This window comes from Maribacter spongiicola (genome assembly GCF_004364165.1).
Lineage (GTDB): Bacteria > Bacteroidota > Bacteroidia > Flavobacteriales > Flavobacteriaceae > Maribacter > Maribacter spongiicola.
This window is the reverse complement of the sequence record NZ_SOAY01000010.1, coordinates 1,060,805-1,073,041: the sequence shown is the minus strand read 5'-3', so window position 1 is coordinate 1,073,041 and position 12,237 is coordinate 1,060,805. Positions and strand designations below refer to the sequence as shown.

12 protein-coding genes are annotated in these 12,237 nt (G+C 35.6%); 7 read left to right on the top strand and 5 right to left on the bottom strand.

All coding sequences use genetic code 11. The features are described 5' to 3' along the window. The first annotated feature begins 6 nt into the window (after positions 1 to 6). Complete coding sequence (locus CLV90_RS05045; protein ID WP_133686405.1) at positions 7 to 420, top strand: response regulator; 414 nt, start codon at positions 7 to 9, stop codon at positions 418 to 420. Between the two features lie 26 nt (positions 421 to 446). Here CLV90_RS05045 and CLV90_RS05040 read toward each other — a convergent pair whose 3' ends face one another. Then, positions 447 to 800, bottom strand: coding sequence for a rhodanese-like domain-containing protein (locus tag CLV90_RS05040; protein ID WP_133686404.1), 354 nt, complete (start codon positions 798 to 800; stop codon positions 447 to 449). A gap of 72 nt (positions 801 to 872) precedes the next feature. On the opposite strand from CLV90_RS05040, the gene CLV90_RS05035 reads away from it, so the two are divergent. Both CLV90_RS05035 and CLV90_RS05030 read left to right on the top strand, forming a co-directional pair. Continuing rightward, positions 873 to 1,427: a sigma-70 family RNA polymerase sigma factor gene (locus CLV90_RS05035; protein ID WP_133686403.1), complete on the top strand. Its 555-nt coding sequence runs from the start codon at positions 873 to 875 to the stop codon at positions 1,425 to 1,427. A gap of 2 nt (positions 1,428 to 1,429) precedes the next feature. Continuing rightward, entirely contained in the window at positions 1,430 to 1,660 is a 231-nt protein-coding gene (locus tag CLV90_RS05030) for a hypothetical protein (protein WP_341777681.1), read from the top strand. Here CLV90_RS05030 and CLV90_RS05025 read toward each other — a convergent pair. Beyond that, the gene (locus CLV90_RS05025) at positions 1,647 to 2,480 is read right to left on the bottom strand and encodes a UbiA prenyltransferase family protein (RefSeq protein WP_133686402.1); all 834 of its coding nucleotides are present in this window, start codon (positions 2,478 to 2,480) and stop codon (positions 1,647 to 1,649) included. The two genes, CLV90_RS05030 and CLV90_RS05025, sit on opposite strands and share 14 nt — an antisense overlap. A gap of 130 nt (positions 2,481 to 2,610) precedes the next feature. On the opposite strand from CLV90_RS05025, the gene gcvP reads away from it, so the two are divergent. The 4 genes from gcvP to CLV90_RS05005 all read left to right on the top strand — a co-directional run bounded on the left by gcvP (position 2,611) and on the right by CLV90_RS05005 (position 8,077). Beyond that, positions 2,611 to 5,463, top strand: coding sequence for an aminomethyl-transferring glycine dehydrogenase (gcvP, locus tag CLV90_RS05020; RefSeq protein ID WP_133686401.1), 2,853 nt, complete (start codon positions 2,611 to 2,613; stop codon positions 5,461 to 5,463). Between the two features lie 161 nt (positions 5,464 to 5,624). Next, positions 5,625 to 6,683 carry a 3-oxoacyl-ACP synthase III family protein gene (locus CLV90_RS05015; protein ID WP_133686400.1) on the top strand — a complete coding sequence of 353 codons (1,059 nt, stop codon included), beginning with the start codon at positions 5,625 to 5,627 and terminating at the stop codon, positions 6,681 to 6,683. Between the two features lie 2 nt (positions 6,684 to 6,685). Beyond that, positions 6,686 to 7,207: a class I SAM-dependent methyltransferase gene (locus tag CLV90_RS05010; RefSeq protein WP_133686399.1), complete on the top strand. Its 522-nt coding sequence runs from the start codon at positions 6,686 to 6,688 to the stop codon at positions 7,205 to 7,207. Between the two features lie 15 nt (positions 7,208 to 7,222). Next, a complete protein-coding gene (locus tag CLV90_RS05005) occupies positions 7,223 to 8,077 on the top strand; it encodes a glycosyltransferase family 2 protein (RefSeq protein WP_133686398.1) in 855 nt (284 codons plus the stop codon). Between the two features lie 49 nt (positions 8,078 to 8,126). Here the strand turns inward: CLV90_RS05005 and CLV90_RS05000 are convergent, their stop codons facing one another. From CLV90_RS05000 to CLV90_RS04990, 3 genes are all read right to left on the bottom strand, one after another. After that, the gene (locus CLV90_RS05000; protein ID WP_133686397.1) at positions 8,127 to 8,636 is read right to left on the bottom strand and encodes an OmpH family outer membrane protein; all 510 of its coding nucleotides are present in this window, start codon (positions 8,634 to 8,636) and stop codon (positions 8,127 to 8,129) included. 53 nt (positions 8,637 to 8,689) lie between these two features. Further along, positions 8,690 to 9,523, bottom strand: coding sequence for an OmpH family outer membrane protein (locus CLV90_RS04995; RefSeq protein ID WP_133686396.1), 834 nt, complete (start codon positions 9,521 to 9,523; stop codon positions 8,690 to 8,692). Positions 9,524 to 9,626: 103 nt separating this feature from the next. Further along, positions 9,627 to 12,236: a BamA/OMP85 family outer membrane protein gene (locus CLV90_RS04990; RefSeq protein WP_133687019.1), complete on the bottom strand. Its 2,610-nt coding sequence runs from the start codon at positions 12,234 to 12,236 to the stop codon at positions 9,627 to 9,629. Position 12,237: the final 1 nt, after the last annotated feature.

Below are 12,237 nucleotides of genomic sequence, written 5' to 3'. Positions count from 1 at the left end.
AAATAGATGGACAAAAGTATAAATGTTTGCATAATAGATGATGATGAAGTTTTTCAATACACCATACTTCATACATTAGAGGCCCATAAATCTGTTGGTAACATAATGCCATTTACAGATGGTGCCGAAGCTATGACCTTTTTTAATGAAAACTTAGACAATCTTGACAAATTACCAGATGTCATTTTTTTAGATGTAAATATGCCGGTAATGGACGGGTATAGATTTATGGATGAATACACTAAAATAATACCCGAAGTTGTCAAGAAAATAACCATTTACATCTTATCCTCTTCAGTAGATTTAGTAGATTTTGAAAAGACGAAAAATATAAAAGAGGTATCAGATTATATTATTAAACCTATACGAGAACCTCAGTTGACAAAAATTCTGGCTGAATTGGTAATGAATAAAAATTAATAGGGGGATTAAAATGCTCTTCTAAATTATTTTTTAGCCAAATATGCATCATAGCCACCTTCTAAATCCACTACATTTTTAAATCCGAGTTCGAGAAGTCTTGCTTGAGACTTTAAGCTTCTACCGCCTTTTTTACAATAAACATAAATCTTTTTGGTTTTATCGAGTGATGCTACTTTTTGGTTGAACTCGCTTGACAACCAATTCATATTCAGAGCTCCATTAATACAACCAGCAGCATATTCTTCTGGTGTTCTTACATCAAGTAATATTGCTTTTGTTTCATCGAAGCCTTCAAATTCAACAATTGGTTGCGATACTATTTGCGCCAAAACAAAATGTGAGCTAAGTATCAAAACGAAAAAAAGTATATTCTTCATTACATAAGTGTTTATACTCAAAAGTAATCATAATACACAAAATTAAATTACTTTTGAAGAGCAGATTATAAAATGGAAACAAACAGCCTAAATCCTGATAAATGGGTAGATCTCTATGCAGACTACCTCTTCAATTACGCCGTAACAAGAGTAAGTGATACAGAAATCGCGAAAGATCTTGTTCAAGATACTTTTATAGCGGGATTAAAATCTGCAAAAAATTTCAAAGGCGATGCAGCAGAACGCACGTGGTTAATAGCCATATTAAAACGTAAGGTAATTGACCACTACCGCAAAATAAATTCAAAAAAAGGCAAGGCAGAGGTTCGCATGAGTTACAGTTCGCAAACAGACGCTGAAGGTGATTGGTTAGAAGAGCGTATTGCCGATCCTAATAGCAATTTTGAAAATGACGCTCTTGAAAATGAAGAATTAGGTCTTGCGATTCAAAACTGCATATCAAAATTACCTAAAAAGCAAGCTCAGGTTTTTACCATGAAAACTATTGAAGGCATGGAAACTGAAGATATTTGTAATGCATTAGGAATAAATGCGTCTAACCTCTGGGTAATGATACATAGGGCCAGAACAGGCTTAATGGGTTGTTTAAATCAAAATTGGTTTTAGTTATGATGATTTCATGTGAAAAGGCAGCAAATATTTGTGATAAAGCACAATACAAAGAAGCTACGGGTTGGGAAAAAATAAAATTAAAGTTTCACTTACTATTATGTAAAACCTGTGCAAAGCACAGCAAAGACAATACGAAATTAACATCGCTTTGCAATCAAGCACGACTAGCTGTATTGTCTGATGAGGAAAAAAAGAAAATGAAAGAAACTTTTTCTAAAGCAAAATAATACACTTTTTACTTACTATAAAAAACAACCACCAAAGCAACGGAATTGCCTCTACCCAAAAAGAGGAAAAATATTTCTTTTGGTTTAATTTCGTCTTATAAATCACTATCAATAAAACTAAGAACAGCATTGTTTTGACTAAAATGTGTGTACTATCTAAATCTGTTTTTAGAAAGGTGATTAAGTAGAATAGAATTGTCCACCCGTAACCAATCATTTTCGCCCCTTTTACCCCTACTCGTTGTGGTAATGTTTTCAATTCATCATTATCATATTTCAGATCTCGTATTTCAAAAGGTACCAATAGTATCAGTACAAAAAGAAAACGTTGAAAAGTTTCTATCTTCACATTCCAAGAGATAGTATCTAATTGAGATATTGCGGGTAAAATTACCGTTGTACCTGCCCAAACTGCGGCAACTATTAATATTTTTAATCCGCTAAAGCTTCTAAAATTCTTATTCTTCGGCAAAACAGGTAACGCATACAATCCGGTAATAGCCGCTAAAATCAATAATCCTACAAATACTCTTTCCGAAAGAAAAAACAATTGATAACCTGCAACAAGAAGGCATCCAAAACTAAAAAATTGTATGTTTTTTTGATACGTATTGGCAACAAGAATATATTTCTCGGCCTCAACTCCGAATTTCACAAAATTATAACAGCTTATCGACCCGAAAAAAATAAAAAAATAAAGCTCAAGAGGCACATTTATGTTTAAGGTAAGTGCAGTTACATGTACCAAACTAAAGATACCTAAGGCAACGTGTATACTGGCATCGAGATAAAAATCAAATATCTTGTTGATTAAGCTCATTAAACAAAAGTAGCTAAAGTGTTTATAACCTTTAGCTTTGGTTAAAAACTTTCAATAGTTGAACAACTTACAACCCTAATTTAAACACATAAAAGTGGTAATTTTACACATTATATAACAATTAGTATCTATGAAGACTGACGTGTTTGCTCTGCGCCATATCGGCATTAGGGAAGAAGATTTAAATACCATGTTCAACACTGTCGGTGTTGAAAATTTGGAACAACTAATTAGTGAGACCATACCGGATCATATTCGCCTAAAGCAGCCTTTGAAATTAGATGCGCCTATGAGTGAGCATAAATTTCTTGCACACACCGAGGCTTTATCTAAAAAGAATAAAGTTTTTAGAACTTATATTGGTTTAGGTTATCATGAAAGTTTGACCCCTTCGGTAATTAAAAGAAATATTCTCGAAAATCCGGGATGGTATACCGCCTATACTCCGTATCAAGCAGAAATAGCACAAGGTAGACTAGAAGCGCTATTAAATTTCCAAACCATAGTTGCCGATTTAACAGGTATGGAATTGGCCAATGCTTCGCTACTTGACGAAAGTACGGCAGCAGCCGAGGCAATGACAATGCTTTTTGATGTAAGAAGTCGAGATCAAAAGAAGAACGATGTAGTAAAATTCTTTGTATCAGAAGAAATATTACCACAAACGTTATCGCTTTTAAAAACCCGTTCTATTCCTTTAGGTATAGAGTTGGTGGTTGGCAATCATGAAGAGTTTGATTTTGGTACTGATTTTTACGGTGTATTATTACAATACCCGGGCAAATATGGACAAGTATATGACTACTCCAGTTTTGTCGCTAAAGCAAAAGAAAATGATATTAAAGTTGCGGTAGCCGCTGATATCATGAGTTTGGTTTTATTGACCCCACCGGGCGATTTCGGTGTAGATGTAGTTGTCGGTACTACCCAGCGTTTCGGAATTCCGTTAGGTTATGGTGGTCCGCATGCAGCTTTCTTTGCCACTAAAGATGAATATAAAAGAAGTATACCTGGTAGAATAATCGGTCTTACAAAAGACACCGATGGCAAACCTGCATTACGTATGGCATTGCAGACCAGAGAGCAACATATTAAAAGAGACAAGGCAACCTCTAACATTTGTACAGCTCAAGTCTTATTGGCTGTAATGGCAGGTATGTATGGCGTATATCACGGCCCGAAAGGCCTTACCTATATCGCAACTAAAATTCATTCCACGGCCGTTACTTTGGCTGATGCTCTTGAAAATTTAGGGCTATACCAACTAAATACTGCCTATTTCGATACTATAACGGTAAAAGCAAATTCAAGTAAAGTACGCCCAATTGCAGAAGCAAATGAAGTTAATTTTTGCTACGTAGATAATGAAACTATTTCAATAGCTATAAACGAAGCGACATCGTTAGAAGACTTAAATCAGATTATTGCCATTTTCTCTGAAGCACTTGGCAAAACTGCATCTGAGGTTAGCAGTTTATTGAATTCAACTTCAATACCAGAAAATAATCAACGTACTACTACTTTCATGGAAAATAAGGTATTTAACTCTTACCATTCAGAGACAGAGTTAATGCGTTATATTAAAAAGTTGGAGCGTAAAGATTTAGCTTTAAACCATAGCATGATTTCACTAGGTAGCTGTACCATGAAATTGAATGCCGCAAGTGAAATGTTGCCATTAAGCTCATCGAACTGGGGAAACATTCATCCATTTGTACCAGTTCAACAAGCAGAAGGCTATCAAATTATTTTACGCGAATTGGCAAAAGACCTTTCTACAATCACTGGTTTCGCAGATACTTCGTTACAACCAAATTCTGGTGCACAAGGTGAATATGCAGGGTTGATGGTTATTAGAGCATACCATGAATCTAGAGGGGAATCTCATAGAAACATATGCTTGATTCCTTCATCAGCACACGGTACCAACCCAGCTTCTGCTGTTATGGCAGGTATGAAGGTTGTGGTAACAAAAACTGATGAAAAAGGAAATATCGATGTTGCCGATTTAGAAGAAAAAGCATTATTACATTCAGACAACTTGGCTGCGTTAATGATCACATACCCATCTACACATGGCGTATTCGAATCATCGATAAAGAAAATCACACAATTAATTCATGATCACGGTGGTCAAGTTTATATGGATGGTGCAAACATGAATGCACAAGTTGGCTTAACGAACCCGGCTACTATTGGCGCAGACGTTTGTCACCTAAACTTACATAAAACATTCGCTATACCACATGGAGGTGGCGGACCAGGTGTAGGACCAATATGCGTGGCACCACAACTTGTACCATTTCTACCAAGCAACCCAGTAATAAAAACCGGCGGCAAAGATGCCATAACCGCAATTTCAGCAGCACCATGGGGAAGCTCATTGGTATGCCTTATTTCTTACGGATATATTAAAATGCTGGGTGAATATGGCTTAACACATTCTACAAAAATTGCCATACTGAACGCCAATTATATTAAGCACAAACTTGAAGGTAAGTTCGATGTTTTGTATACAGGTGAAAAAGGTAGAGCAGCCCACGAAATGATATTGGACTGTAGACCATTTAAACAAAATGGAATTGAGGTGACCGATATTGCCAAACGACTTATGGACTATGGTTTTCACGCACCAACCGTATCCTTTCCTGTTGCAGGAACGGTGATGATAGAACCAACGGAAAGTGAAAACTTAGCAGAGCTAGATAGATTCTGTGAAGCTATGGTATCTATTCGAGCAGAGATAGATGAATCTAAAACTGACGAACCAAACAATGTACTTAAGAATGCACCGCATACTTTAGAAATGGCCACAACAGATGATTGGCAATTACCGTACTCAAGACAAAAAGCAACTTTCCCGTTACCATATATTGCCGAAAATAAATTTTGGCCTACGGTACGTAGAGTTGACGATGCTTATGGAGACCGTAATTTAATTTGCACATGCGCACCAATTGAAGCGTATATGGAAGCTGAATAAACCCTCTAAACCTATACTAGCAAGCCTTTTCGAGAAATCGAAAAGGCTTTTTTAATGAAGCTTACTTTCAACAATCTTCATTGAGCATCGTAAATTTTACTATGCATGCATATTATATTTTAACAATTTGCTTAAATTCGGTTACAATTCAATTATTAAAAATGAGCATATCAATTACGGGAACAGGAAGCTATATACCTGAATTAAAAGTTACCAATAAAGATTTCAATAATCATAATTTTCTAAATTTAGACGGAACTACTTTTAAACATAATAATGAGGTCATTATTGAAAAGTTCAAAGCTATTACCGGTATAGAAGAAAGAAGATATGCTCCCCAAGAATACACCACATCTAACTTGGCTTTTTTCGCTGCTGAAAAGGCAATTGAAAATGCTAGCATAGACAAAGAAACATTAGACTATATTATTGTTGCCCATAATTTTGGGGACTTAAAAGACGGGTATATTCAAGGCGATACATTACCTAGTTTAGCTACTAGAGTAAAACACCAATTACAGATTAAGAATCCGAAGTGTGTTGCTTACGATTTAATCTTTGGCTGCCCAGGTTGGCTCGAAGGTATGATACAAGCCAATGCTTTTATTAAGAGTGGTATTGCAAAAAGATGCTTGGTTATTGGTGCTGAAACCTTATCAAGAATAGTAGATGATTTCGACCGCGATTCTATGATATATTCTGATGGCGCTGGTGCTGCGGTGGTTGAAAAATCTGATGATGGTGGCGAAATAATAGCACACGAGTCTGCTACTTACGCTAATGATGAAGCTAATTTTCTATTTTTCGGAGAAACCTATGACAAGGACGATGAAAAAAAGAAATTCTACATTAAAATGCATGGTAGAAAAATATATGAATTTGCGGTTACCAATGTTCCTGCGGCGATGGCATCATGTCTAGACGATAGTGGTATTAACATTGACGAAGTAAAAAAGATATTTATTCACCAAGCCAATGAAAAAATGGATGAGGCAATCGTAAAACGCTTCTACAAAATTTACGGTAAAGAAATGCCAGAAGGTGTTATGCCAATGAGTATTTCAAAGTTAGGCAATAGCTCTGTAGCGACCATACCCACGTTATACGACCTAGTAAAAAACGGGAAATTAGAAAATCAGGAAATTAAAAAGGGAGATGTTGTTATATTTGCTAGTGTTGGCGCCGGAATGAACGTCAATGCAATGGTATACAGAATCTAAACATGTACGAAAACAGCTTTCCAAACAAACGATATAAGCATACACTTCATTTTTTACGCAAACATATTACCACCGACGAATCAATTTTAGATTTAGGTGTCGATAATCCATTCGCCAAAATAATGAAAGAAGACGGTTATTCTGTTGCGAATACCGAAGGTGAAGATTTAGATATCGATTATGGCACAGTAACTAATACTGACGCTGAAGTAATTACTGCATTCGAAATTTTTGAACATCTTTTAGCTCCGCTAAACTTATTATCTAATACCAAGGCTACTAAATTAGTTGCCAGCATACCGCTAAAATTATGGTTTTCCCCTGCTTACAGAAGTAAAACTGATAAATGGGATAGACATTACCATGAGTTTGAAGATTGGCAATTCGATTGGTTATTAGAGAAAGCAGGTTGGGTAATTCAAGATTCTCAGAAATGGGCTCATCCTGTTAAAAAAATAGGGTTTAGACCTTTTCTACGATTATTCACCCCAAGGTATTATATAGTTTACGCTACCAGAAAATAAGAGACTATAATTCATATGAATTACTACATAGTTATTCCTATACACAACGAAGAGGCTTTTTTAAAAAGCACCTTAGACTCTATTTTACTTCAGACGTTAGCCGCAAAACAGGTTATTCTAGTTAATGATAATTCTACCGATGGTACAGAAAACATCATAGATGAATACTGTACAACGAGCAACCTGTTTAAAAAGGTAAACACTACTTCGTCTACACAGCATATGCCCGGCAGTAAAGTCATTAATGCGTTTAATAAGGGACTTGAATTATTAGACGACAACTATGATTTTATTGTAAAATTAGATGCAGATATTATTCTACCGTTGAATTACTTTGATGTTATTAGTCAGCACTTCAAAAAAAATCAAAATTTAGGCATTTGTGGTGGATTCATTTACGAACAGAATAATGCTAAAGAATGGATTTTAAATCACCCGATGGACAAAAACCATGTTAGAGGTGCCATCAAAGCCTATTCTAAAGCTTGTTTTAAAGCAATAGGAGGATTGAAGAACGCAATGGGATGGGACACTGTAGATGAGCTCTTAGCTCAGTTTAACGGCTACTCATTACAAACAGATGCAACACTTAAAGTAAAACATCTCAGACCTACAGGAAGGGCATATAACGCAAAAGCGAAAAGGTTACAAGGTAAAGCAATGTACACGATGCGTTATGGATTCGTGATCACCTGTATTGCTTCTATGAAAATGGCAATGAAAAATAAATCTGTAAAATCATTCTGGAACAATATGTCTGGGTACATACAAGCCAGTCGAAACAAAACCTCTTACCTGGTAACTGAAGAAGAAGGCAAGTTCATCAAAAATCTACGTTGGACGAATATTAAAAGAAAAATAAAAGCATAAAAAAAGCCATCTAAATAGATGGCTTTTCTTTTATACTATAAGGCTCTAATTAAAAACCTAATTGTTTTTTAACATCGGCTAAAAGGTCTTTACCTTTTGCTACGATTAGACCACCACCCGCTTGCGCATCGATAACGTAGTCAAAACCTTGTGCAGCTGCAACTTTTTCAATAGCCGCTTTAGCTTTTTCAGAAATAGGAGCGAATAACTCACCTTGCTTCTTTTGGAATTCTTGTTGTGCAGCTTGCTGCGCCTCACCAATATTCTTTTCGTAACCTTGTAATTCTATAGCTCTTTTTTCATTCTCTTCTTTAGACTTAGAGGCCGCTTCGTTTTGGTACTGTGTGTACTTATTACGCAATTCTGTCATTGAAGCTTGAATGTCTGCATTGTAAGTTTCTTGCAATTTCTTAAGTTCAGCTTCTGCAGATTTCATTTCTGGCATTGCTGATAATAATTGAGTAACGTCTATATGAGCTACCTTACTTTGGGCATTTACAAAACTTGTTGTTGCTACGAACAACAATAAGGCTACCGCAATTTGTTTTACTTGTTTCATGAGTGTAATTTTAATTCTAATTGAGTGTTAATTTTTATGGTCGTTAAACCTATTTAAATAGTACCGTTGTTATCATCTTTTTCGGTATCGCTATTTCTCTCTTTTAATTTTTCTTGCTTCTTAGCTTCGCGCTCCTCTAACAATTTCTTTCTTCTCTCTTCGTACGCTTTTTTACGCTCTTCTCGCAATTTCAGTTGTTCGGCTTTCGTATCGGCCGCACTTTTCGCTCTAGTTTCTGCTGCTTGGGCCGCTTTATCTAAACGATCCTGTAATGCCTCACTAACCACTTCTTCATCTTCGCCTTCAAAATCATCTAATCTACTAAGATCTTCTGATTTTTTTGTTGGTTTGCTAGTTTTTCTTGTTCTAGCAATACCTCTTAATACCAAATCACTGATATCATGTCTTTTTTCAGAATACAACATTACAACATCCGCAGATTTATCAAAAATAAAATCATACTTTTTATTCGTGCCAATTGATTGTACTTCATTGAACACTTGATCCTGAATTGGCTGTATGAGCCTGCGCTTCTGTAACACTAAATCCCCTTGAGGACCAAAACGATCTTGTTGATACTCGATCATTTCTCGTTCTAAAATTTGAATCTCCTCTTCGCGCTCAGCAATTAGCTCTGGAGTCAATAGCACTTTCTCTGCCATTAAATCTTTCTTCATTTGCTCCACTATACTTTGCTTCTGCTCTACTTCAACCTTCCAACGTTGTACTTTAGTTTCTAACTGTTCGGTCGCTTCTCTGTACTCATCTACATTCTGTAAAATGTACTCCATATCTACGTAGGCCATTCTTACCCCTCTTTGGGCAAAACCCTGTATTGTCATAAAGATGACCGAAACTACTAATAGAACTTTTGTTTTTGTACTCATTGTTAATGTCGTTTAATCCTATAGAAAATATCGTGCCAAAATTACTAAATCTTTTAAAATTAAAGGATTAGCACTAAGCACGATTTTAATAATTCAATGAAAATTAAAACTGTTGACCAATAATGAAGTGTGTTTGCCATCCGCTTGGACCTTGCCCAGCAGATTGTGGCCTAAGATCCTCATCGAATCCGTATCCAAAATCAATACCCAACAAACCAAATGCTGGCATAAAGATTCGCAGCCCCACACCGGCCGATCGTTTTAATTCAAACGGATTAAAGTCCTGAAAATTGTTGAACGAATTACCACCCTCTAAAAATGCCAGTCCGTAAATAGATGCCGAGGGCTTTAAGGTTAATGGGTAACGTAATTCTAATGAGAATTTATTGTAAATCAATGCACCATCTGGTGTATTAGATCCATTTGCATAAGGCGTTATTGATTGATTATCGTACCCTCTAAGTTGTACAACATCTCTACCATCTAATGTAAAATTACCTAAACCGTCACCACCCACATAAAATCTTTCGAAAGGCACATTACCAACTGCACTGTTATAACTACCCAAAAAGCCAAATTCAGCATTTGTCTTCAATACCAATTTATCTACTAACGTAGTATACCAATCTCCTTTAAATTTAACTTTATAATATTCAAGTAATCTAAAACGCTCTTGATCAATAGACGACAATTCAGCTTGATCAGTAGTACTTAAAGCACCACCCTGAGCATTTTTTAAATCTTCAAGTTCTTCAGATCTATTCTTTAATGCTCTAAAATCTTTATTACTGAATAACGACCAAGGTGGTGTAAATTTAGCAGATAATTCAAATGTAGATCCAGACATCGGAAAAATACGACTAGGTCCTTGAGAACTTCTTGAAATACCAAAGGTATAAGCTACAGAATTTGCCTTACCATCTCCAAAGTTAAATAGACCGATGTTGTAGTTTCTAAAATCATATAATTGATAACTCAGTGAATGAGAAATGGTAAAGAAATCATCTGGCCATTGTACACGTTTTGCCAAACCAGCTGTGATACCTGTTATAGAAAATTGTTGATCTTTATCTACCTCAATGTTACCGTTATTACCATACGTAGCATTAAATTGTTGTGTTCTAGACATACTTAAGTTAAAACGTACCGGCTTTTTGCCTCCTAACCATGGCTCGGCAAAATTTAAACTGTATACTCTGTAAGTACGACTTGCCTGTAAACGAAGTGCAAAGGTTTGACCGTCACCCATAGGCACTGGCTTATACTTCTCACCTTTAAATAAATTCTGTATAGAGAAGTTACTAAAAGACAACCCTAATGTACCTATGAAGCCACCGCCACCATAACCACCTTGTAATTCTATTTGGCTAGATCCAGATTCTACCAAATTCCATGCTAAATCAACAGTACCTTCATTAGGGTTTGCGTTTAAAACATCTGGTGTAATCTGTTCTGCATCGAAAAAGCCAAGCTGACCTAATTCACGAATAGTTCTAATAATATCAGCTTTATTATACTTTTGACCTGGTCTTGTACGAAGTTCACGATAGATAACGTGGTCATTCGTTTTATCGTTACCAGAAACGGTAACATGATCCAAGAACGTTTCTTTACCTTCTATAATTCTTATTTCAAAATCAATAGTATCATTAGCAGCTGAAATCTCTACTGGGTTAATCGTAGAAAACAAATATCCGTTATTTTGATAAAGACTTGTAACATCAGTTGGGTCTGGCTTAGAATTATCTGCAATTCTTTCGCGTAATAATACTCCATTATAAGTATCACCTTTTTTAATACCTAAAACTTGATTTAATTGACGATCCGTATAAACCGTGTTACCTACAAAGTCGATATTACCAAAATAGTACTTATCGCCTTCTTCAACTTTTATTTTGATATCGATGTTATTTTCATCGACCTTAATAATAGAATCAGAAATTACCCTTGCATCTCGGTATCCATTTTCAGCAAATTTATCAACCAATAGCCCAAGATCCTCTTCGTAATCTTCTTGAATGTATTTAGATTTTTTCCAGAAACGACCAAATTTCTTCTGCTTTGTGCTCTTTAAAGCCTTACGTAATTTCTTATCGGCTAACTGCTCGTTACCTTCAAAAATAATGTCACGAATTTTAACCTTATCACCTTTATCAACATTTACCACCATACTTTGAGTATTGGTATCGGTAGTGTCTTTAGCAGTTGCAATGGTTACATTAGCATTTAAATACCCTTGCTTCTTATACTTGTTGGCAATGTAGTTCTTAGAATTAGAAATTAAACTTTCGGTGATTTTTTTTCCTTTCTTAAGATCTGTATCCTTAATTAGTCCTTCGATTTTACCTTTTTTAACACCGTAAAATTTTACATTAGTTAAAGTTGGCCTTTCGATAATATTAAGTTCTAAGAAAACGGTGTTTTCTTCTATGTTAGTTATAAAAAACTCAATCTCGCTAAAAAGCTCAAGACCCCATAATTTCTTAATAACCTCGCTAATTTGCTCTCCTGGCAAAGTAATAGGTTGCCCTACTCTAAGACCGGTATACGTTTTAACGGTTTGTTCATTATAGCTCTGCAGTCCGGTAACATCTAATCCTCCTAAAATATAACTTTTTCCGTCCTCATAGGAAGCATCCTGTGCGGCGGCAATAAAGGTGGTTAAAAATAAAAGGGTAGTTAAAAAGTGGTTCAAGGATATGAACCTAGCCATA

Coding starts and splice junctions, on each gene's coding strand:
- CLV90_RS05045 (WP_133686405.1), top strand. CDS start 7: ATGGACAAAAGTATAAATGTTTGCATAATAGATGATGATGAAGTTTTT.
- CLV90_RS05040 (WP_133686404.1), bottom strand. CDS start 800: ATGAAGAATATACTTTTTTTCGTTTTGATACTTAGCTCACATTTTGTT.
- CLV90_RS05035 (WP_133686403.1), top strand. CDS start 873: ATGGAAACAAACAGCCTAAATCCTGATAAATGGGTAGATCTCTATGCA.
- CLV90_RS05030 (WP_341777681.1), top strand. CDS start 1,430: ATGATGATTTCATGTGAAAAGGCAGCAAATATTTGTGATAAAGCACAA.
- CLV90_RS05025 (WP_133686402.1), bottom strand. CDS start 2,480: ATGAGCTTAATCAACAAGATATTTGATTTTTATCTCGATGCCAGTATA.
- gcvP (WP_133686401.1), top strand. CDS start 2,611: ATGAAGACTGACGTGTTTGCTCTGCGCCATATCGGCATTAGGGAAGAA.
- CLV90_RS05015 (WP_133686400.1), top strand. CDS start 5,625: ATGAGCATATCAATTACGGGAACAGGAAGCTATATACCTGAATTAAAA.
- CLV90_RS05010 (WP_133686399.1), top strand. CDS start 6,686: ATGTACGAAAACAGCTTTCCAAACAAACGATATAAGCATACACTTCAT.
- CLV90_RS05005 (WP_133686398.1), top strand. CDS start 7,223: ATGAATTACTACATAGTTATTCCTATACACAACGAAGAGGCTTTTTTA.
- CLV90_RS05000 (WP_133686397.1), bottom strand. CDS start 8,636: ATGAAACAAGTAAAACAAATTGCGGTAGCCTTATTGTTGTTCGTAGCA.
- CLV90_RS04995 (WP_133686396.1), bottom strand. CDS start 9,523: ATGAGTACAAAAACAAAAGTTCTATTAGTAGTTTCGGTCATCTTTATG.
- CLV90_RS04990 (WP_133687019.1), bottom strand. CDS start 12,236: ATGGCTAGGTTCATATCCTTGAACCACTTTTTAACTACCCTTTTATTT.